Below are 20,836 nucleotides of genomic sequence, written 5' to 3'. Positions count from 1 at the left end.
CGGAACGGCCCGCCGTGAACAGACGCATCGATCGGGTGCCTTTCCGCGTGGCGGGGGCGCCACCGGCGAACAGGTGGCGCCCCCTCAGGGGCAAGTCAGGAGCCGCTGACGCAGGCACTCGGACACGACGTCGAGCACCCGTCCTGCGTCATGCACGGAGTCGGGGGTTTGCACGCGGTGGGAGCGGCAGGGATGACTTCGATGTCGAGGATGAAGTCGTCAAAGGCGACGACGTCGGCGTCATCGGCCGGTGCGGTCGGTGCGGGGTGTGCCATCAGAACTCCTAGATGGTCGTCGAGGGGTGAACGTTGGCGGATGCGTGCCGCCCTCACAAGGGCCCGCCCCAAACAGCACGGGTGCCCTGTGGTGAGCGCGCAGCGGGTCACGTTGTCGTCGTGGTGGGCGGCGGCCCTGCGGGGGTGAGGAGCGCGGTGATCGCGGCGTGGTCGGAGTCAGGGTTGGGCACCACGCGGAACTCGGTGCCGGTGGCGGCGAGGGCTTCGTCGGCCCAGACGACGTCGACGCGCGACTGCTTTGCGGTGCGTTCCAGGACTCCGAGCCGTTGGGCGACGTCGACCATCCCGTAGGCCGCTAAGCGGGCCGCAGGCGCGCGATCAGGGCTCATCTGGCCGGTGGCGGGGTCGTAGCGCCATCGCGCGCCCCGGTTGCGCGGTGCGACGTCCTCGGCCGTCAGCCCGAGGTCGTCGAGCCCGTAGGAGTTGATATCGCCGGCCAAGAGCACGTGATCAGTGCCGGCTTCGGCGAGCATTCAGCCGATGAACTGGGCTTCTTGCTCGGCGGTCGATGTTCCGTTGGGGGTGAGGTGCATGCTGGAGGCGGCGATACTGCGGCCGGTGGCGCGGTGGGTGAGGATCGCGGTTGCGGTTCCGTGCCAGACCTCGGCGCTGTGGGCGTCGAACCAGTCCTCTGGCGCGAACGCGAACCGGGAGGGGTCGTAGAGGAGCAGCTGGTGGTGCGGGGTTCGGCCGATGATGAGTCCGGCGGCGGTCAGCCCGAGGACCTGCTCGCACAACCGGATCGGGGCCTGCCCGTGGACGGCGCCGGGGCCGGACCCGACGCATTCCTGCAGCACCACCAAATGCGGGTGCAGCCCGGCCAGCAGCCGGAGCGTTCGCCGTAGCCGTCCGGGGTGGTTGCCGTCGTATCCGCCGTCTTCCAGGTTGGCGGAGGCCACGCGAAACACCGTGCCGGCCTCTGGCCGGTGCTGGAGCGCGGCGGTCATGCCGTGTCCGTCTTCAGTGTTGCCAGCGCGCGTGCCGCGGCCTGCTGCTGGTAGGTATTGCCGGTCCCGCGGGCGATCGCTAGAGCGCGCCGCGCTGCCTCGCCGGCGGCGCTGGTGTCGCTGAGAGCGCGGTAGGTGTCGACGAGGCCGAGCAGGACATGGCCGGCTTGGGTGGGGTCGGTGCCGTCAAGGTCGCACAAGGCGTTGGTGAACACCTGGAGGGCGGCCTGGTGCTGGCCGTCGGCGGCGAGGGCTTCGGCGAGGAAGCGTCGCTGCACGGCGGCATCGCGCGCAGTGGCGTGGCGGGCGAGGTGGACGGCTTCGCGGCACGCCTGCACGGCTTCGCTGGTGTGTCCGAGTTCGCGCAGCGCCGAGCCCCGGCACTGCCAGGCTGAGGCTGCCGGCAGCAGTGCTCCGGCGCGTTCGGCGTGAAGGCGGGCCTGGTCTGCCTCCTGTGCGGCGTCGGTGAACCGGCCATGTGCCATGGCGCGCACATGGCCCATCAGCGCCATCGCCGCCCGGAGGCCGGGTGCGTCGAGGGCATCGGCGGAGGCGGTGCCGAGTTCTACGGCGCGGGCCCAGATGCGTTGGGGCCGGCGCGCGTGCATCCAGGAGCGCAGTGCCTCGGCCAGTGCGACGGTTTCTTCGTGCAGCGCGGCCTCGTGCGCGAGCTGCAGAGCACTGTGCAGGGTCGGTTCGCGTGCGTCGAACCAGTCCAGACCCTGCGATCGGCTGAGGGGCAGCGCGTCGGGCAGCGGCCCGCAACCCCAGCACAGGCGCCAGGACCGGTTCGGGTTGACCGCCCGGTCGGCCGCCGTCGCCGCCTGGACGAGGTACTCCACAAGCCGCCGCACCGCAGCGGCCGCCTCCTCGGGCGCCAGGCCTCGGGCCGCGCGCTGTGCGCACGCCGCGACGGGTGCGTACATGCGCCACCCACCGGCGGAGGCAGAGGTGAGCAGATGGGCTTCGGCGAGGGCCTCCACGTTGCGTGCTGTCTCGTTGGCGGGAAGGTCGGCCAGCGCAACGGCTTCTTCGGTGTCGATGCGCTGCGTCGCGGCAGGGTGGAGCCCGAGCGCGGCGAAGACTTTCCGGGGTTGTTCGGGCAGCACCGCGACGGTGTGGGTGATCTGGTCGATCACAGCATCCTCCGGTGGGCAGATCTCTGCGGCGGCGTCGGGATCCAGGGCGGGGCCGCGCAGGCGCAAGCGTCCCGCTAGCGCGGCCACTGCGAGCGGCATCCCACTACACGCGGCGACCGCTTCGGCAAACCGGTCTTCCTCCTGTGGGGCGGAATGGTCGAGGAGCCGGGCCAAGAGGTCAGCGGCATCGTGGTCGGCCAGCGGCTCGATGGTCACGGTGTGCGCGCCGTTCAGGGCCATTTCGGGGAGGGTCCGCCGGGTGGTGGCCAGCAGCAGACCGCCGGGTCCGGCAGGCAGGAGTGGGCGCAGCTGGTCTGCGGTGGAGGCGCCGTCGGCCAGCACCAGAAGGCGGCGCTTGCGCGTGAGGGTCCGCCACAGCCCGACTCTCTCGAATGCCGTCACGGGTGGGCGGTCGCAGCCCACGGCGCGCAAGGCTGCCCCGAGCGCGTCTCCCGGCGGCAAGCCGGTGCTGAAGTCGAGGACGACCTGGCCATCGGGAAATTCCTCAGCCACTTGGTGGGCCCACTCGGTGGCCACCGCGCTCACGCCCGCCCCCGCCAGGCCGGTGATCACGACGGCGGGAACCTATCCACGGGGACGGGTGTGCAGGGCATGCAGGTGGGCCAGTGGCTCGGCGCGGTCGACAAGCCGGGGTCGTGGGGGCAGCTGGCGCGGCACCGCCGCCGTGCCGGCCGGGGCCGCTGCGTGGACATGGACCGAGCCGTGAACGCTTCCCGCCTGCACCACCGCGCCCGCGGAGGAGAGGGCGTTGTGGGTGGTCACTGGCCACCCCCTCCAGCCGGAGCGCCGGACGGTAGTGGCGTTTCGCCGCGGGTCCCACCGCGCAGGGAGTCGGCGCCAATCCCGGCGGTCTGGTTGGGTTCCAGGGTCTGGTGGCGGCTCATGGGCGCTCGTCGGTGGGAACCAGGCGTGCGGTCAGGCGGGCAGGGCCGGACAGGAACGGCGATTCCATGCGCGGCACCTCGCCCTCCTCGGCGCGGATGCGGGGGTGGCGGGTGAACAGCGCGTCGAGCGCGGTCTCCATGACCGCGCGGGCGACGTGTTCGCCCAGGCAGCGGTGAGGCCCATGTCCGAAGGCCAGATGCGCGGTCCAGGGCCGGTCGACGTCGAAGGCGCCGGCGGCTAGGTCGTGGTTGGCCGCCGCGAAGCCCAACAGCACCGCCTCACCAGCGCGCACGGTTCCGGCGGGGCCGTAGTCGACGTCGCGGGTGGCGAACAAGTACGGCAGCGTGGCCACGCTCGGTGCGGCTCTGAGGGCTTCTTGGGCGGTGTTGCGCCACCCGGCCGTGGCGGCACGGCGCCGCTGGTCGGGGCGGTTCAGCAGTAGCTCGACGGCGCCGACGAGGGCGGCCGAGGTGGTGGCGAACCCGGCGGTGACCAGCAGCCACAGCGTTCCGCGCAGTTCGGTGGCGGTGAGGGCGTCGCCGGTGTCGTGGGCCGCGATCAGCCCAGAGGTCACGTCCTCGCCCGGGTGGGCGCGTTTGGCCTTGATGAGCCCATCGAGGTAGGTTTCGGCCTCGGCGCGCGCGGTGGCGGCCGGGTCGGCCTGGGCCGCGAACACCGCGCCCACCATCGACCGCAGCCGGTCCCGGTCTGTGGGGTCGGTGCCCAGCAGTGCCTCGAAGGCGTGCATGGCCATTGGCTGCGCGTAGTCGGCGACCAGGTCGCAGTGCTCCGGAAGCCCGCTGGCCAGGCGCCGGGCGGCCGATTGCAGGCGGGGGCGCAGCGCGTCCACTGCGCCCGGTCTGAACGCCTGATCGGCCAGTCCGCGCAGGCGCCGGTGTTCCGGGCCGTCGGCGGTGAGCATGTTGTCCACGTCCACCATCGCCGCCACCGGATGGGCGGCATCGACTCGGCCTTCGGCAAGGTCGGCCCAATGGCGGCGGTCGCGGGTGTAGGGGCTGCGGGGGCCCAGCGCCTCGCGCAGCGCGGTCGCGCCGGTCAGCGCCCAGACCTCCATTCCCGCCACCGTGACCCGCGCGAGCGGCGCGGCGGCGGCGAGCCGCTCTGGGGTGCGCTGGGCGGGGTCGGCGAGGTCGAGGGGGCGGTGGGGGCAGGCCACAGTGACTCCTCACGAGGGGTGGGACGGGGGGCGGTCTCACGGTTGCAGCGCACGGGCAGCGCCGCCAGACCGTGGGCGAAGGGCGCCCCGGTGCGCCAGACTGGCTCCTGTTCGGGGGCCAGGGCCAGGCCGGGCAGCGTGATCAGCGCGGCCTCGACCGCTTCGACGGCGATGCGGTGCGCCAGCTGGCGGGCGGGGCACTGATGGGGACCAGTACCCCAGGACAGGTGAGCGCGCGCGCCCGAACGACGCAGGAGCGACGGTGCGTCGTCGGCGACGGCCGGAGCGACGGCCGGGTCGCCGTTGGCGGCCAGGTAGCAGGGGATCAGCAGATCGCCCCGCTGCAGACGCTGTCCCTCCACCGTCATGGGGTGGGCGGCGTAGCGGCCGGGCAGCAGCGCGATCGGCGGATCGCGCCACAGAACTGCGTCCACGACCTCGTCCACCTGGGCGCGCCGACCTCGGACCTCGCCGTGCAGACCGGTATCGGTCACCAGAGCGTGCAGCGCGTTGCCGATGAGGTTGGCCAGCGGGTCGTGCGCTGCAGAGATGAGCAGGATGACCTGGTCGGCGACCTCGCTGTCGTCCAAGCGCTCTGATGCGGCGACGAGGGCGGAGACGACGTCCTCACCCGGCATACGGCGGCGGGCGCGGGCGGCCTCCAGCGCCAGGGCGCCCAGGTCGGCCAGCGCGGAGCCCTCGCCCTGCCAGACCCGGCCCATGCTGTCCACCAACCGGTCACTCTCGCGGCGGCTAAAGCCGAAATAGGTGGCCAGCAACCTCAGGGGCAGCTCGAAGGCGTAGGCCGTGAGGTCGCCCGAACCGGTGCGGGCGATGGGGGCGAGCAGGGCCTGGGCGTGGCGGCGCGCCTGCGGAGCAACCGCGGCGGTGGTGACCGTGGACAACGCGGAGACCACAGCGCCGCGATACCGTGCATGGGCCGTCCCGTCCGAGGCCAGCGCATTGCGGAACGGCCTCAACGGCCCCGCAACATCCTCCGGCATCAGCGCCCCGGAGGCGAAGAACCGCCAATGGTGGGGATCCCGCGGGAAGCGACGGTGGTCCTGCAGGATCTCGCGGGCGAGGTCGTAGCTCAGCACCAGCCACGCGCGCACGTCGGGGGCCACCTCGACCGGGGCCAGGGTTCCGTACTCGCGACGCAGGCGCTCGACCATGTCGGGCACCGGCTCGGCATCAGTGCCGTGGAGCCGTCCCGGCGCGGCCTCCGAAGCAGCCGGCGGGCGCGCGTGGGCGCCAGCCGGGCAGGACGGCGGGGGTGTGGAACGGCGGGGCGGCGGACGCATCGCGGTCCTCGATTCCAGAAGAGAAAGGGGGGCCTGTCTGGCCACCGGGCGCTTCGCGAAGGGCGGCGAGGCCGCCGATGGAGACGAGCAGCACGGACGGGAGTGATCAGCCCGAGCGGTCCTGTTTGGCCGCCTTGCGTGCAGCGCGGGCTCGGCGCCGGGCCCGGCGGTGGGCCTGGCGCACGCATGGGCAGATGCGCACCCACAGCACGATCGCGAGCGGCCACGTCGCCGCAGCCAACAGCGAGCCGATCTGCTTGAGCCACTCCGGGGCGGTGTTCTCCACGTCGTGGTACTGCCGCAGGTCTGCCGAGCAGCGAGCCGAGCAGGCGTCGCCGGGGTCGGGTAGCGGCTCGTCGACGGCCAGCGTCGCGACGCCGATGCTGGCATAGAGCGCCGCGACGCCGAGCGCGAGCGAGGAGGAGTCCATGCCGGTCCTTTGTGTGGGTGGCGTGCCGGGTCAGCAGGGGTCCAGCCGGGTGCGGATCGCGTCGGCCTGGGTGGGGGCGAGCGTGGTGAGCACGTCGAGCGCCGCGTCCAGGTGCTCCCGTTCGGCGGCGTTGTCGGCGCGGCGGTGGGCAAGGTCGGCGAGCAGGAGGCGTGCCTGAGCGCCGTCGTAGGCGGCGCCGAGGTCGAATGCGTGCCGCGCGGCCTGTTCGGCGGCCTCGGTCTCCCCCGCCGCGAGCAACCCGCGCCCGAGAACCACCAATGCTTTGGCGGCGTGGAAGCCTTCGCCAAGCTCTTCCAGCTCTCGCGCCGCGGCGCGAGCGGTCGCGATCCCCTCGGGCAGTTCCTCAGCGGCGACCAGGGCGGCGGCGAGCTGGCGGCGCTGCACCGCGGTACCGCGGGCGTCGCCATGCTGCTCATAGGCGGCCACCGCGCCACGGTGATGGTCGATGGCCTCAGAAGCGCGCCCCGCAGCAGTGAGGACGGCACCGAGCATTTCCCCGGCCGTTGCGGCGTAGAGGGGACCCGCGGAGCGGGCGGCCTGCATGCCGGCATGGGCGGACTCCAGGGCCTCATCCATCTCCCGGACCCGCAGATGCAGCGCGGTCACCAGATTGTGGACCAGGCATTCGGCGACCGGGTCGCCGACGGCGGCCGCTGCGGAACGGCCGGCCTGCACCGTCATCCGCCACAGGTCAAGCGCGGTACTGCGCTGCAGCCACGGCCGCATCGCCTCGATGAGGTGAAGTACGGCGGTGTGGCGTCCGGTGGCACCGGCATGCACGAGGACCGCGCCGAGAGCATCGGTCTCGGACTCAAACCAGCGAACGGCGCCATCAGTGTCGAGGTCCGCGGGTGCGTGGCCGTTGATCCACTCCCGGTCGTAGAACAGGCGCTTCGGCATCAGCGCCAGGGAAACTCGGGTGGCTTCGGACTCATAGAACGCGACTGCACGGCCCCGCGCGGCGGCTGCGGCGTCGGCGACCTGGCCAGCGGCGGCCGTGCGCGCCGCATCGCGCACCTGCTCGGGCATGCTCACTGCGCCCTGCTCGCGTGGCTCTGCCAGTCCGCAGGCGCACAGCCGCTCCAGACGGTCCGCAGCCTCGGAAGGACCGGTGTCCCAGACCGCGGTCGCAGCCTCAGGGGTGATGCGCAGGGCGGGCGCGGCGACGGCGAGCAGCAGCGCGTCCTCGCGGTGGTCCTCGGGCAGGGCATCCAGCGCGGTGCGGGCGATGTCGGCCATAGAATCTGTGCCTTTCTCAGGGGGTTGCGGAGGGTCCGGCATGTCGGAGCAGTTGATGAGGGCGCCGACGAGCAGGCGCAGCGCCAGGGGACGACCGCCGCTGCGCGCCAGAGCCGGGGCCAAGTCCCGACGGCGCGCGTGGGGCGGCAGCAGATTCAGCAGGAGGTTGCGGGCCTAGGCGGGCGGCAGCGGCCGGATGGGTATCGACATGACCGTGTCGATGGCGAGCTCGCGCGGCGCACGGCGCGCGGTGGCCACCAGCAGCGATCCTGCTCCCGCGCCGGGGACGAGGGCGCGCAGCACCGCGAAGTTGGCGACACCGTCAGCGATGGCGAGCACCGAACGATTCGCTGTGAGGGTCCGCCACAGGCCCACGCAGGAGGGCAGGTCGGTCGGGATCGCGTCTGCCGGCACGCCTAGGGCGTGCAGCCCGGCGTTGAGTGCGGGTCCGGCGGCGGGTGCGCGGTCCAGTTCAAGCATGATCTGCCCGCCCGGCCAGCGGTGGGCGGTGCGGTGGCCCCAGCGCACCGCCAGGCTGCTCGTGCCGACACCCGCGGGGCCGTAGAGCAGGACTGCCGGCCATCCGGAGTCGCGGGCGGCGTCGGTGAGCATCTCCAGTTCAGGGGCCCGGTCGACCCACACGCGCGGCTCGGGCGGCAGCTGGCGCGGCGCCGGCGGGCGCCACACGGGCGCAGCGGCATGGACGCTGCCGTGCACCACGCCGGCCTGCACGACCGTGTGCGCGTCGCCGTTCATCGTCGGGCCGCTCATGGGCGCTTCCTGAGGAGCGCCCGCGCCTCGGGCAGCACTCCGGCCAGCCGGGTCAGGTAGGCCGCACCCGCACGGCCGGAGAGCTGGATCCGCACGTCGCGGTTCACGGTGAGGACCACGCTGCCGGGAGCGCCCTCGGCGGCCACCACGTCCGGCTCCGGGTTGATCCCGGTGCTGTCGGCGGTCACCGCTGCTCCGCCGGTGCGGCCTGCCGGAGCAGGCCGAGAACGTCGGCGGTAACGGACTCCGCCGCGCCGGCCCCGGTGACCGGCACGTAATGGGTGTGTCCGTGCTGCACCAGCCGCACCATCGGAGGGTCCGGGACCACCAGGACGGCTGCATCCGCGACGGCGAGCATGGTGCCGTGGCCCCCATCGCCATGCAGCAACCGGACCGGCACCCGATGGCCGTCCAGCAGGCCGGCGACCTCCCCCAACAGCCCACTCACCGGCCCGCCTCGCCTTCAGGACTGGCGCCGCAGCAACTGCGGACCACTACATCGACCTGGAGGTTCCGCCCGTCGGCACGGTGGGTTCGGGTCTCCTCCAAGACCGGGCCGCAGCTGTCGTACAGGCGCAACGTGTCGAAATAGTCCGGACGCCGCTGACAGATGCGCTCGGTGAAGGGCCGGAGCGCAGAGCTGTCCCCCATTTCCGGGCTGCCTGGTACGTGTCCCCACCGCGCCCACGGCCACGACTCCTCCCGGCGCCGCCAGTAGGCGGTGTGCATGACGGTGCGTCCGTCGCCATCGGCCCAGCAGGCGCGGTGAACCAGCGCCGCCGCCCCCGGGGACAGGCCGAGGAGCCGGCGGACCATCGCTGGTGGATCTTCGGTTCCGGTGCGCTCGGTGTGGGAGGTCAAGGTTGGTCCAACTGCGCTTTTCACGGTGCACTCCCGTGGTCCGGTTTTCCGTCGTTGAGTGGTCTGGCTCCCGGCCCCGCGGCGGACATCAGGTCGACGCCGCAGGACCGGGCGCTGTGTAGGGGGCGGCGAGCGATCGCCGGCACACTCGGCCCGCTCCAGCCGCCCCCAGCCGCACTTGCCCACGAGCCCGGAAGGGGAGGGCGGTGGGTGCGGCCTTCCGCCGGGGAAAGCCCACCAGGCGGGGTCTTAAGGCAGCGAAGACAGATCTAAGCGCCAGTCCCCCGATGAACGGGAGCGGCGTCGAGGGAGAGGCTTGGGCGGCTGCGGGACGCGCGGGGCCGTCATTTCGCGGTATGCGGCGGCCGCGCATGACGCGTCGTCGTCAGCGCTCACTACTCCGCCTCCGCGGCCTGCAAGAGCCTCTGCAACTCAGCGGCCGTTTCAGCGGTCAGTAGCACGCCGCTGCCGCGGAACTGGGCGTTGTACTCGCCCGGAGTGCTGTCGGCGCGACGGGAGCGCCAAATGGAATATCCCGGGTGGGCCCGCTGAAGCGTGTCCAGTGCCGGATGGGCTTCGTCCCCCGGCCACGGCCCGTGCAACTGTTCGCGGTCGCTGTGTCGCGTCCTCATGCATCCTCCCTGGTGGAGCGTGATGAGGACGCTACGCGCGGTGTGGATCTAATCCCATGGACTGCTTGTCCGGGTTCAACGGCTACACATCGGTAACCCGGACTGGCTGTCCGGGTTAGCGCTCTTGGAGGGTCGCGATCATCTCCGCAAGGGGCTCTGGCGGCCTCGCCTTGCGCTGCCGGAGATCCTTCACCAATGAGGCCGCCACCCGCTGATGACGAAACCACTCGTCGCTCACCGACTGGGCTGCGCGCGCCGCGGCAATCGCCTCGTCAGTCCGGCGCCCCAGCTCGTGCGACTTCGCTACATCCAGCAGGTGGCGCCCCCACTGGATGCTCATCAGCTCGCGCCGGTCCACCCTGCGCGACGCCTTCAGCGCCTCGGTGGGCTGCTCCAGCACGGTGTGAATGTGGGTTGCCTGGACGGCGAGCTGCGTGGGGCCGAAGCTGATCCAGTAGTCCCGCCGGTCGCCATCCATCTGCACCGCTGCGCTGTTCGCCGCTCTCAGATGCGCCTTCGCATCACCGCTGCGGCCGTCCGACCCCGCGACCACGGCCGCCTGCATCAGGAGCCCGCCCCACGCCGACAACCGCCTCGGTTCGCGTTCCCCCATGCGGGGCGCGATCCCCTCAGCGGCGCGCACCACCAGATCTTCAGCCGCCGCATAGCGACCCTGGTGAAGCAGCACCCATGCGTACGTGCCCAAGAAGGATGTGGGCCGGTATTCGTCATCACCGTTGCGGGCGGTAAGGATCGCGCGCTCCACCCCGGCCAGGGCTGCATCTACGCGGCCGGTGTGCACCAGTAGCGCGGAAGCGAGGTCGTAGGCGTGGGCATACGGCGCCGCCACCGCGGCCTGGCCATGCTCGGCCTCGGAGGACCGGCACCGCGCCAGTAGATCTGGCACGAGTGCGGCCAGTGCTCCGAATTCGCCGGTGAAGTAGGCGCCATAGCCTCTTTCAACGATCCTCATCAGCTCGGCCGGCGTCTCCGGCTCCACGTCGGGCGTACCGGGCAGCAAGAGATGCGGGTCGTAGACGGCATCGCGCACCGCCGTCACGGTTGCATCCCCCACACGCTCCATACGCGGCCGCTTGCCGGTGAGGTCGCCAGGGTCGCAATCGAGAGCGCGCGCGAGATCCATAAGTGCCTGCAGGCTGGCAGTGCGCTCGCCGCGTTCCAGGCGGCCGATGTAATCGGAGGTGAGCCCGGACTTCTCGGCGAGCTTGTCCTGGCTCCAACCGAGGTCGCCGCGCTTGCTGCGCAGCGTCGGTCCGAAGTCTATGATCTCCGCCATCGGGCCCCGCCTCCCTGCCTGTCGTGTCGCAGCTTCAGGATAGGGCGGTGCCCTCCTGCGTGTCAGTGGAGGCAAGACGAAGCCTCGGCGGCGGGCCTGCACCTCACTTGCTGCAGTGACGCTCGGTCCGGGTTTAGCACATGCCCAGTGCGACGTTAGGGACAACTGGTTTTCCAGTGGGACGCCTGCCGTTGCGGGTCGTAGGTGGCTTCAGAAGTGCGTTTCCTTGCGCCTTCACTTGCAGCACTCCGGCGCGGGCATTGACGGCCTTCACAGCCGCCAGTTCGAGGAAGTCTTCCGGTGCGTAGTAGCCCCGTCACCCTGCCACGCTCTTCCTGGGCAGAGGCAGGGCATTCTGCGGGGCATCGAAGGGCAATCTGGAACGGCCAACGTGCCCCGGCCCGATGCACTTTTGGCTCCTAAGGTGAGAGGGCAACGTCCCATCAGGACCACGGTGGGTAAGGAGTCGGGGTGGGCGCCTAAACCGGCGAGTCGCCCACGCAGGAATGAACGCTGCACGTCGCCGCTCAGTCGGCTGCAGCGCTCAATCTCAGCGCCACCGGGACCAGAGTGAATCGCCTGCCACCTGCCCCTCGGGCGAGTTAGCGTCGACGCATGGTGGAAATCACGGACTACGAGCGGCGAGGGGACCTGGACGCCCCCTTCGAGCGAACCAAGAAGGCCGAGAGAGCGCAGAGGGAATCCGAGCGCATCCACGACGCGGTGAGGTGCGAGGTGCCGTCGCTGACGTGGGAGCAGTACTCCGCCGGAGAGCCGTGCCCCGGCTGCGGCCAGCCGTACCGGGACAAGGAGCACTGGGAGTCCAAGGCGACGATGCACTTCACCGATGAGGAGCGTGTCCGCTACGAGGCCGAGCAGGCTCGGTTCAAGCAGCATCACGGCGAGTGCCATACGATGCGCCACTCGGTCTCCGGGTCGCTGACCACCCACTGCGGCAGGTGCTGCCCGCGCCCGCCGATGTCGCCGTCGCAGATAGAGAAGATCGCTGGACTGCCTGGACGACCGACTCCGCCCCACGAGCTCATGAAGTGGCGGCTGCGCCTCTACTGCGGCCACGTCGTCGAGAAGGCAGCCCACTACACCCACAAGACTCTCCAAGCCGCGTTCACGGGCTCGACTTCCTGTCCCGAGTGCAGCCTGGACCCGGCGACCATCGTCGACGGGGAAGCCATCGGGCTGAAGGAGGAACCACCTAGCTCGATACGCGCAGGAGCCCCGGCAGCGGAGACCAAGCGGCCTCGAAAGCCGACGAAGGCTGAACTGGAGGCGAGGGTCCGCGAACTGGAGGCAGAGGTGCAACAGCTGCGGGAGGGGTGAGTAGCGCGGGCCCGGCGGTGGGCGCGCAGTGCAGGTCCAGGCTGATCTGTCCGCCCGGCCACCGGTGGCCGGTGCGGTGGCCCCAGTGCACCGCCAGACCGCACTTTCCGACACCAGCCGGCCCGTACAGCAGGACGGCCGGCCATCCGGAGTCGCGGGCGGCGTCGGTGAGCATCTCCAGTTCAGCGGCCCGGTCAACACACACGCGCGGCTCGGGCGGCAACTGGCGCGGAGCCGGCGGGCTCCATATGGACGGGGTGACGTGCACGTTGCCGTGCACCACACCGACTTGCACCAGCGTCTCCGCCGCCGCAGGGGGGCTCGGCCGCTGGCCCGTTCACCGGAGGGCCTCGGCATCACAACCGTGGATGAGGACGCTGCCGGCTCCCCATACCCGGGACCGGACTTCGAGCGCCTCACCGCAGGCGCCGCGGAGGGTTCGTACTTCTTCGAGCAGCGGCCCGTCGGTCGCATACAGGCTCGTCGTGTCTTCGTGGCGGGCGTAGCGGGCCCGGATCTCGGTGCGCTCCGTGACGGGGCCGCACCCGGAGCGCTCCCACAACTCCTGGCTATCTCCGGGCAGGTGGCCCCACAGGTGCCATGGCCACGCCCGGTCCAGACGGATGAAGCTGGCCGTCGTGCAGACCGTATGGCCTTCGACGTTGGACCAGCCTTCCCGCCACACCAGCACCGGAGTTCCCGGCTGCTCCCCCAGCAGGCGGCGCACATCAGCCGGGGCTCCTCCTGAGTGAGGCGGCGGCTGTGCGGTGTCAGGCACTCCGCAGCCTGAGGATCAGCGAGCATTTCCACTGCGCCCTCATGGGATGTGAGTGGGTTTGGATCCCGGCCCCGCGGCGGACGAGCAGGGCGACGCCGCGGGACCGGGCGATGGAATCGGTGCGGCGAGCGATCATCGCTCTCTCCCTCTCGGTCCGCTCCAGCCGCCCCCGGCCGCATCCGACGTCTCCGCCCCGAAGGGGTGGGGATAAGGATCGAAGGTGTGCGGCTACCGCCCGGCTAGAAAGTGCCGGACGAGGACCAACGCTCAGGCGATGCGACGCGGCACGGGAGAGGGGGACGGGCTGCCGGGAGAGGCTGGGGCGGCGGCGGAACGCGCGGAGTGGTCATCTCAAAGAGGAAAGCCGCAGCGTCGCGAGCTGCGTCGTCGTCGGCGCTCACTGCTCTGCCTCGACGGCCTCAATCGCTGCGCGCAGCCCGGACACCGTTGGTGCGATGACGGTTCGGTAGGCGCAGGCCGCACTCCAGTCGCCATTCCCGTCGAGGAGGTCCCGCCTGATGTGCCAGCGGGGGAAATCGCCTGCGAGAGCTTCCGGTTCCGTGGGCTGTGGTTCGCGCTCCTGCCGAGTCCTCACTGTGTCCATGTGGGAACGCTAGGGCGGCGCGGTGAAGGGGGAGGGCACAGATTGTGCCCTTGGTGTTCGACTACGCCTTGAGCACGCCGACTTTCTCGGCGAGCATGCTCGCCCGCTGGCGGCGTCGCGGATCGCGGGTGTCCATCTCCTCCAGGAGAATCCGGCGCGCGTAGCCGTTGTAGCGGATCGTCTCCGGTGCCGCAGCGTGCGCCGCTGCCAGGGTGTGCACTGCTTCGTCAGGGCGCCCGTCGAGGTGGTAGGCGCGGGCCTGCTCGATTTCGTGGCGCGCCCTTCGCGGCCGCGAGGGGATCGCCACGGCGGGAGCCCGGTCGGCCTGCCGCACCGATTCCCCGCCCGCACGCAGTTCCACGGCGATCGTGGTTGCGTGTGCACCCATGATTGTCCGGCTGAAGCTCGTCACCGGGTGGTAGTAGGAGCCCGGGAGGCGTTCGGCGACTGCGCTGGCATCGTCCCAATATCGCCACGCGTCCCCGGCCTCGCCGCGTCGTGCAGCCGTGTAGCCAGCCTCGAACATCATTGCCCCGCGGATCGCGGCAGCGGCGTCGGTCGCATCCTCAGCGTGGTGGTTCAACGCGGCGAGGGCCTGCAGCGTGATGTTGTCGGCGGATTCCCAGTCCCCGGCGTCCCGATGTGCCTGGGCCATTAGCCATGCTGCGACTCCGACGGCGTGAAGGTCACCGGAGTCCTGGGCGGCCACGATGCCGCGCTCGGCGACTCGCCACAGGAGGTCCTGGGCGGGCTGGTAGGCGATGAAGAACTGCGAGAGCGCGTATACCTCCGCCAACACCGCCTGTGCGGCGCGCCGCTCGGCGCGCTCCTCGGCCTGGTGCGCGGCGAGCTGAGCATCGCGGATTAGATCGGGAAGTAGTTGCCCCAGCACCTCGCGGTGCTGGGGGGGAGGAATGGCGGGCCGTCCATGCCTGGTCGAGCCGAGCACGTAGATGGGTCACCGGGGGCGCTTGAGTCGAGGTGAGTGCCGGCAGCGCGTTGATGGCGCTACGCACGGCGGCCAAACGCGGGTGCCCTGGCCCGGACAGCTGGTCGACCTGGAGCCCGCGCGCGCCGACAAGGTCGGACAGGTCACGCACCCGGAGCGCCTCGGCCAACCGGAGAAGGACAGACACCTTAGGTTCGCCCAGGCGCCCGACTTCGAGCGCCTTCACCCAGCTCGCGGACTTGCCCATGAGCCCACCGAGAACTTCCCGCGTCATGCCGCGCCGGGTCCGCAAGATTTTCAGCCGCGACGCGAATGGGAGCTCGTCGGGCAGGGGGTCGCGGGTAGAACCGGGCGCCATGGGGGTCTCGCCTTCCTGAAGAGTCGCACCACCAGGGTACGGTGGCGCCCCTTCCACGTCAGGATCAAGCCAGGAGGCACGGTGCTTCGACGCCGAGCCTCTCGTGCTGTTCGCTTACTCCGCGGGCACTCGTACCTGCACTGCTGTCTCAACCCGCTGCGCGAAGCTCCAGTTGTCCGGCTAGTCTGTCGCGATTCGACGCGTCCAACAGCGCTAGGAAGAGTCCGGAAATGGGCGATCAGCAGGACGTGCGGGCACTGGACTACCTGTACGAGGCGGGGCTACTGAAGCGATACCAGCGGACGGGATGGGTCATCGCCGGCGTCAGCGCGCCGGAGTCGATCGCGGACCACTCCCACCGCACCGCGATCGTCGCCGCGGTCATCGCCGAACTGGAGGGCGCGGACCCGCAGCGGGCAGCGTTCCTGGCGCTGTTCCACGACACCCAGGAGACACGGCTGACCGACATTCCCTACATCGGCAAGCGATACCTCAAAGCCGCGTCGAACGAGGAGGTCACCGCAGACCAGACGGCGGGAATGCCGGAAGGGCTGGCACGGCTGATCAGCGGCACGGTGGCCGAGTACGAAGCGAAGGCGTCGGCCGAGGCCCGCTGCGCGAAAGACGCCGACAAACTCGAATGCCTGCTGCAGGCCGTGGAATACCGCGAACAGGGAACTGACACCCAGGCCTGGATCGACACCTCCCTCTCGGCGTTGAAGACCGACTCGGCGCAGCGGCTCGCGAAACTCGCGCTGGACCGGTCGCCTCTGGCATGGATGCATGAGGCGCGCGACGCCAAGCCCCCGAGGTAGACGCCTGTGTGAGGCCCGGAGCTTCGGCGTCGGGCCGCTGCACCGCGCTTGCTGCAGTGCCGTCTGACGAGACGACCGCAAGCGCAACTACGTCAGGGATTCTCCTGATCGTATTGGGCCTCGATGCGCGCGGGGATCCGTCCGCGCGCGTTGACGTCGATACCGCGGGAGCGAGCCCACTCGCGGATCTCCGCACTCCGCCGACTGCGCGGCTTCCCTGCTCCGGCTGGGCTGGCTAGACGACCGGTGTTGCGTGCGACGGGCCGCCCGCTGCTGACATAGCGGGCCAGCGCCTGACGGAGGTCGGTGGCGTTGGCTGCGCTGAGGTCGATTTCGTACTGCTGCGAGTCCAACCCGAACGAGACGCTCTCGTCGGCCGCTCCCCCGTCGAGGTCGTCAACGAGCTGAACAATGGTCTTCTGCGCCATGGGCGCTCCTTCATCAGAATTATTGTTGATGCGGCCGGCCTTGCCGCTTCTGTCGGCCGTTGACACGGTGGCCTGCCCGAGGCGCCTCCCGGCCGCGGCGGCAGGGATTCGCGGCGCCTCGGGTGCGCTTCCGCATGCTGCAGCGAGACGTCAGGAACCGGGCTCCGCATGCGGGGAGTCCGCAGGTTCGGCAGGCGGCGAGTGGTGGCCGCCCTGTCGATGCGGGTTTTGCTGCTTGGCGCGTTCGTAGGTGATTGCAGCGTCGAGTTCGTCGACCGTGTCGGCGTACACCTCGACGACCATTCCCTGCCCACGCTCGGCCTGGGTCAGTAGACGATGGCGGTCGGCAATCCAGCGTCGACCCGGCTCTGCTTCGGGCATGTAGGTGGCGGTCCAGCCGTGGTCCCAGAAGAACCTGCGCCGGCGCGCCTCAGCCTCAGGGTCAGGCAGCGGCTGCTCGTGCTCCATCGCCCCTCCCCTGGTTGGTTACGTGCTGAGCTCCCTCGACGAGGTGCGCCCAGACGGTGGTGGATCCCGACGCTGCCACGGCCACTCCCCAGCGTTTGCTCAGCGCCGCAACGATGTGCAGGCCCCTGCCGCCTTCCTCATCGGCGTCGGCAAGGCGCAAATGCGGAGTGGTGCCTCGAACTGACCCGGGGTCGGTCACTGCCAGCAGCGCGGCGCCGGGGGCGCGGAGCAGCACCAGCGTGAGGGTCCCTGGGCGTGTATGCAGGCACGCGTTGGCGACCAGTTCACTGGCCGCTAGGCGTAGATCGTCGACCAGTTCGCGGTCGCCGTCGCCCATCAGTGCGGCCGTTTCAATCCACGAGCGCGCAAGCGCGGAAGCGCTCACGTTAGCGGAGAGGTGAAGGTGTGCTGCTTGCTCTGCTTCAGGCAGCAGAGCGGCCAGCCACGATTCGTTGAGGACAGGATCCAGCATCGCTGATCACCTCAGGATCGCGAGTCGAGGTCAGCCGCGATCAGGCGGCGTCCTTCGACTGTGCACTCCACGCAAAGCAGGCGCAATACAGGTAGACGAAATTTTCGTCTACCGATTGTTCCGGGCTATGATCTTCCGGTGCGGTAGGACAGACTGGAGTCGGTCGGCAGAGCGAGGAGGCAGCAACCGTGGCCCAGAGAGTGGGCATCACCCGCCGCACACTGGCGCGCCTGATGCGGGAGGCGCGCAAGAACGCCGGCCTCAAGGGCGGTACAGCCGCCCAGCAGGCAGGACTCACCGCACCGACCCTGTCCAAGTACGAGCGCGCGGAACACCCGTGGCCACCAGCCGTGGTCTACCAGCTCAGTGACCTCTACGGGCTTCCCCCGAACGATCGCGACACGCTCGTTGAACTGGCGAAACAGCCCCCGTTGGGCGCGTGGGCCACGGCAACCCCGGAATGGTTCTCGCCCTACGTAGGCGCCGAGTCAGAGGCCACCGAGATCGCCCTCTACCACGACGCCCTCGTCCCTGGCCTGTTCCAGGTCGCTGACTACGCTCGGGCACTGATCTCTGCTGCCCCCCGGCCGCCGTCCGCAGCGGAGTTGGAGGAGCGTGTCTCCGTCCGCATGCGCCGGCAGCAGCGTCTGCAAGGCGATGCTCCGCTTCGCTGCCGCGCGGTCGTCAACGAAGCTGCCCTGCATCGCGCTGTCGGCGATACCAACACCATGCGCAGGCAGCTCCAGCACCTGTTGGACGTCAGCGAGTACGAAGGGGTTGAGTTGCGCGTGCTTCCCTTCTCGGTGGGTGCACACGCAGCCAGCGAAGGCAGCTTCGTGTACCTGCGCTTCCCCGACATCATTGATGGACTCCCCTCCGGCGATGTTGTCTATATCGAGCACGCCGCCGGCTCACTTTTCCTTGAGCCCCCCGATGACACGGCCAAATTCGCCAGACTTCACCAAGCAGTGTGCGACGCCGCCCTCACGCCAACGTCCACCCGCGACTTCATCCGCTCACTACTCCGCAGCGATTACAGCTAGAAGGCAGCCCCTGATGGACCGTTCACAGCCCCACTGGAAAACATCCAGCTATAGCGGCGGCCAAGGCGAATGCGTAGAGGTGGGAATGAGTGACCTTGCGCCTAGCACCCGGATGCTGCGCGACAGCAAGAACCCCCACGCTGGCCAGATCGAGCTGACCGAAACCGAGTGGACCGCATTCATCGGCGAAGTCGCCGCCGAGTAGCCGTGGCCCTCAGTTGCCCCGAGGGGCAGCTGCCACATGGGGGCGTTCCTCGCGTAAAGAGGGCACGTGTCTTGCGATTTTCAGCCACCGCGAAAGGTGGCTGCCACTGCGTCACCGTTTACCGGCGCCGCGCCGGCGGCCGCGTTGCTCTGCTGCCACGGCCTATCAGCGACGCCGAGTGGTGCATCCGCATAATCGTTGCGATCCACAGCTACCCCGGAGGGCAACTGCCACAGGCGGTCACCCACTGGGCGGAGTTCGTCCAGAAGTTGCGATGCTTAACTGCCACGAGGGCGGCGAGAAGACCGTGCTCGGGACGTGGCGGTTGCGATGCTCAGCTGCCCCCAGGGAGCAGCTGCCACGCCACGGCGCCAGCTCGTCGGCGTTGCGATCCTCAGCTGCCCTGGAGGACAGCTGTCACGCGGCCGCCGCCCTGGAGCAGACGCTCATGCCGGGCGTTGCGATCCTCAGCTGCCCCGGAGGGCAGCTGCCACCGCCCGTGCCCGACCTGTGGGCACCACGTACGTGAGGTTGCGATCCTCAGCTGCCCCGGAGGGCAGCTGCCACGCGGCGACGTTGCGTCCTGCCTGGTCCATCGGGTGTTGCGATCCTCAGCTGCCCCGGAGGGCAGCTGCCACCGGCCGGGCGGCGCGGCGGTGGCCTGGGCGCCCTGGGGTTGCGATCCTCAGCTGCCCCGGAGGGCAGCTGCCACGCCCCGGGGCTGTACCCCCGGGGCGGGTCTGACCAGGTTGCGATCCTCAGCTGCCCCGGAGGGCAGCTGCCACTTGTCGTTGACGTAGCCGCACGCCGGGATCACCACGTTGCGATCCTCAGCTGCCCCGGAGGGCAGCTGCCACTCCCGGTAGGGGGCGAGGATGGACTTCGACCCGGCGTTGCGATCCTCAGCTGCCCCGGAGGGCAGCTGCCACCCTGCAGCGTGCGCTCGCTGCTGTGTGCTCACACCTGTTGCGATCCTCAGCTGCCCCGGAGGGCAGCTGCAACCAGTCCGCATCCCTAGAGCGCTACCTCCGCCGCACGTTGCGATCCTCAGCTGCCCCGGAGGGCAGCTGCCACTCCTGTCGGTCAGGGGTGGTTCCCAACTGACATGCGTTGCGATCCTCAGCTGCCCCGGAGGGCAGCTGCCACAAGTCCCTTCCGCTCAGAGAGCGCGCGGCGGAAGGTTGCGATCCTCAGCTGCCCCGGAGGGCAGCTGCCACACGAGGTCGCCCCCGCCCCGGCTCCGGAGCCTGCTGTTGCGATCCTCAGCTGCCCCGGAGGGCAGCTGCCACCACGCCCCTGCCCGACCTGTGGGCACCGCGTGCGCGAGTTGCGATCCTCAGCTGCCCCGGAGGGCAGCTGCCACGGTGCTAGGAACTGTTCCGGGAACGATGCAGGACGAGTTGCGATCCTCAGCTGCCCCGGAGGGCAGCTGCCACCACCTCGTTCCGGGCGCCCGAGGTCGGCGCAGGGCTGTTGCGATCCTCAGCTGCCCCGGAGGGCAGCTGCCACACCCCGGAGCTCTGGCACGCCGAGCGCGCCACGGTGTTGCGATCCTCAGCTGCCCCGGAGGGCAGCTGCCACGCCATTGGGACGCCCTTTCTGAGGGGGTTTCTGGGGTTGCGATCCTCAGCTGCCCCGGAGGGCAGCTGCCACCGTCGGGCCGCGGCTGCGCAGTCCGCGGGCCTTCCGTTGCGATCCTCAGCTGCCCCGGAGGGCAGCTGCCACGATACGACCACGACAGGACGTTGCCGGGCTGAGTGTTGCGATCCTCAGCTGCCCCGGAGGGCAGCTGCCACTCCTCGTCGACCACGACGAGGTAGGGGCCCTGCAGCGGGGTTGCGATCCTCAGCTGCCCCGGAGGGCAGCTGCCACACATCCGGGCGGGCAACGACGGTTCCCTGCCCGGGGTTGCGATCCTCAGCTGCCCCGGAGGGCAGCTGCCACAGGCCGAACACCGCGCCCTGGCCGCAGACCAGTGGTGTTGCGATCCTCAGCTGCCCCGGAGGGCAGCTGCCACGGTGACGGTCGCGGTCATGGCGTTCCTCCAGGCGTGAGTTGCGATCCTCAGCTGCCCCGGAGGGCAGCTGCCACCTTGCGAGCGATCCGCATTTGGGGTTCGGTCGAGATGTTGCGATCCTCAGCTGCCCCGGAGGGCAGCTGCCACGTCGACGTGCGGATCGGGTCAGGGTTTTACGCGGTAGTTGCGATCCTCAGCTGCCCCGGAGGGCAGCTGCCACCCCGCGGCCGCGGGAGCTCCGCCCCCCGCTTCCGCCGTTGCGATCCTCAGCTGCCCCGGAGGGCAGCTGCCACCTCCGGAGCGGCGGGCCTGCGGCGGAACCACATTCGTTGCGATCCTCA

General features: G+C 70.4%; 20 protein-coding genes, 1 pseudogene and 1 CRISPR repeat array (1 of these 22 cut by a window edge). Of the genes and pseudogenes, 4 read left to right on the top strand and 17 right to left on the bottom strand.

From position 1 onward, the window contains the following. Nucleotides 1-95: 95 nt before the first annotated feature. The 11 genes from fxlA to ACYVGT_RS02450 all read right to left on the bottom strand — a co-directional run bounded on the left by fxlA (nucleotide 96) and on the right by ACYVGT_RS02450 (nucleotide 11,020). Complete coding sequence (gene fxlA / locus ACYVGT_RS02500) at nucleotides 96-275, bottom strand: FxLD family lanthipeptide (RefSeq protein ID WP_460854709.1); 180 nt, start codon at nucleotides 273-275, stop codon at nucleotides 96-98. A gap of 107 nt (nucleotides 276-382) precedes the next feature. Next, nucleotides 383-769: a hypothetical protein gene (locus tag ACYVGT_RS02495; RefSeq protein ID WP_460854708.1), complete on the bottom strand. Its 387-nt coding sequence runs from the start codon at nucleotides 767-769 to the stop codon at nucleotides 383-385. After that, nucleotides 770-1,243, bottom strand: coding sequence for a hypothetical protein (locus ACYVGT_RS02490; protein ID WP_460854707.1), 474 nt, complete (start codon nucleotides 1,241-1,243; stop codon nucleotides 770-772). After that, entirely contained in the window at nucleotides 1,240-2,955 is a 1,716-nt protein-coding gene (locus tag ACYVGT_RS02485) for a hypothetical protein (RefSeq protein WP_460854706.1), read from the bottom strand. Before ACYVGT_RS02485 ends, ACYVGT_RS02490 begins: the two co-directional genes overlap by 4 nt. Before the next feature lie 1,389 nt (nucleotides 2,956-4,344). Beyond that, nucleotides 4,345-5,769 (bottom strand): cytochrome P450 family protein, encoded by a 1,425-nt coding sequence (locus tag ACYVGT_RS02480; RefSeq protein ID WP_460854705.1) that lies wholly within the window; start codon nucleotides 5,767-5,769, stop codon nucleotides 4,345-4,347. A gap of 106 nt (nucleotides 5,770-5,875) precedes the next feature. Then, nucleotides 5,876-6,199, bottom strand: a complete 324-nt coding sequence (locus ACYVGT_RS02475) for a hypothetical protein (RefSeq protein ID WP_460854704.1) — start codon at nucleotides 6,197-6,199, stop codon at nucleotides 5,876-5,878. Nucleotides 6,200-6,229: 30 nt separating this feature from the next. Beyond that, nucleotides 6,230-7,459 (bottom strand): hypothetical protein, encoded by a 1,230-nt coding sequence (locus ACYVGT_RS02470; RefSeq protein WP_460854703.1) that lies wholly within the window; start codon nucleotides 7,457-7,459, stop codon nucleotides 6,230-6,232. Nucleotides 7,460-7,633: 174 nt separating this feature from the next. Continuing rightward, a complete protein-coding gene (locus ACYVGT_RS02465) occupies nucleotides 7,634-8,230 on the bottom strand; it encodes a hypothetical protein (RefSeq protein WP_460854702.1) in 597 nt (198 codons plus the stop codon). Beyond that, on the bottom strand, nucleotides 8,227-8,418 hold the full coding sequence (locus tag ACYVGT_RS02460; RefSeq protein ID WP_460854701.1) for a hypothetical protein: 192 nt from the start codon (nucleotides 8,416-8,418) through the stop codon (nucleotides 8,227-8,229). The genes ACYVGT_RS02465 and ACYVGT_RS02460 overlap by 4 nt, the downstream gene beginning before the upstream one ends. Then, the gene (locus ACYVGT_RS02455) at nucleotides 8,415-8,678 is read right to left on the bottom strand and encodes a hypothetical protein (protein WP_460854700.1); all 264 of its coding nucleotides are present in this window, start codon (nucleotides 8,676-8,678) and stop codon (nucleotides 8,415-8,417) included. Before ACYVGT_RS02455 ends, ACYVGT_RS02460 begins: the two co-directional genes overlap by 4 nt. Nucleotides 8,679-9,838: 1,160 nt before the next feature. Next, entirely contained in the window at nucleotides 9,839-11,020 is a 1,182-nt protein-coding gene (locus ACYVGT_RS02450) for a helix-turn-helix domain-containing protein (RefSeq protein ID WP_460854699.1), read from the bottom strand. A gap of 615 nt (nucleotides 11,021-11,635) precedes the next feature. Between ACYVGT_RS02450 and ACYVGT_RS02445 the strand changes: the two genes are divergently transcribed. Further along, nucleotides 11,636-12,358: a hypothetical protein gene (locus tag ACYVGT_RS02445; RefSeq protein WP_460854698.1), complete on the top strand. Its 723-nt coding sequence runs from the start codon at nucleotides 11,636-11,638 to the stop codon at nucleotides 12,356-12,358. Nucleotides 12,359-12,695: 337 nt separating this feature from the next. Here ACYVGT_RS02445 and ACYVGT_RS02440 read toward each other — a convergent pair whose 3' ends face one another. The 3 genes and pseudogenes from ACYVGT_RS02440 to ACYVGT_RS02430 form a co-directional block, all read right to left on the bottom strand. Continuing rightward, nucleotides 12,696-13,085, bottom strand: a complete 390-nt coding sequence (locus tag ACYVGT_RS02440) for a hypothetical protein (protein WP_460854697.1) — start codon at nucleotides 13,083-13,085, stop codon at nucleotides 12,696-12,698. A gap of 716 nt (nucleotides 13,086-13,801) precedes the next feature. Beyond that, a complete protein-coding gene (locus ACYVGT_RS02435) occupies nucleotides 13,802-14,632 on the bottom strand; it encodes an XRE family transcriptional regulator (protein ID WP_460854897.1) in 831 nt (276 codons plus the stop codon). Between the two features lie 265 nt (nucleotides 14,633-14,897). Continuing rightward, a pseudogene (locus ACYVGT_RS02430) lies at nucleotides 14,898-14,963 on the bottom strand (hypothetical protein); the annotation flags it as partial. Nucleotides 14,964-15,277: 314 nt separating this feature from the next. Between ACYVGT_RS02430 and ACYVGT_RS02425 the strand changes: the two are divergent. Beyond that, a complete protein-coding gene (locus ACYVGT_RS02425; protein ID WP_460854696.1) occupies nucleotides 15,278-15,862 on the top strand; it encodes an HD domain-containing protein in 585 nt (194 codons plus the stop codon). A 92-nt stretch (nucleotides 15,863-15,954) separates the two neighbouring features. On the opposite strand, the gene ACYVGT_RS02420 is transcribed toward ACYVGT_RS02425, so the two are convergent. From ACYVGT_RS02420 to ACYVGT_RS02410, 3 genes are all read right to left on the bottom strand, one after another. Then, entirely contained in the window at nucleotides 15,955-16,290 is a 336-nt protein-coding gene (locus tag ACYVGT_RS02420; protein WP_460854695.1) for a histone-like nucleoid-structuring protein Lsr2, read from the bottom strand. Between the two features lie 150 nt (nucleotides 16,291-16,440). After that, entirely contained in the window at nucleotides 16,441-16,758 is a 318-nt protein-coding gene (locus tag ACYVGT_RS02415) for a hypothetical protein (RefSeq protein ID WP_460854694.1), read from the bottom strand. Beyond that, complete coding sequence (locus ACYVGT_RS02410; protein ID WP_460854693.1) at nucleotides 16,733-17,230, bottom strand: ATP-binding protein; 498 nt, start codon at nucleotides 17,228-17,230, stop codon at nucleotides 16,733-16,735. Before ACYVGT_RS02410 ends, ACYVGT_RS02415 begins: the two co-directional genes overlap by 26 nt. A 188-nt stretch (nucleotides 17,231-17,418) precedes the next feature. Here ACYVGT_RS02410 and ACYVGT_RS02405 point away from each other — a divergent pair, with 188 nt between their 5' ends. After that, on the top strand, nucleotides 17,419-18,273 hold the full coding sequence (locus ACYVGT_RS02405) for a helix-turn-helix domain-containing protein (RefSeq protein WP_460854692.1): 855 nt from the start codon (nucleotides 17,419-17,421) through the stop codon (nucleotides 18,271-18,273). Continuing rightward, entirely contained in the window at nucleotides 18,164-18,478 is a 315-nt protein-coding gene (locus ACYVGT_RS02400) for a DUF397 domain-containing protein (protein ID WP_460854691.1), read from the top strand. Before ACYVGT_RS02405 ends, ACYVGT_RS02400 begins: the two co-directional genes overlap by 110 nt. A gap of 384 nt (nucleotides 18,479-18,862) precedes the next feature. After that, nucleotides 18,863-20,836: direct repeats of the CRISPR family, unit length 37 nt; unit sequence GTTGCGATCCTCAGCTGCCCCGGAGGGCAGCTGCCAC (it continues 24 nt past the right edge of the window).

It is taken from the genome of Nocardiopsis coralliicola (assembly GCF_054779695.1).
Note: the sequence above shows the minus strand (reverse complement) of the source record. Positions and strands in the feature narration are given on the sequence as shown.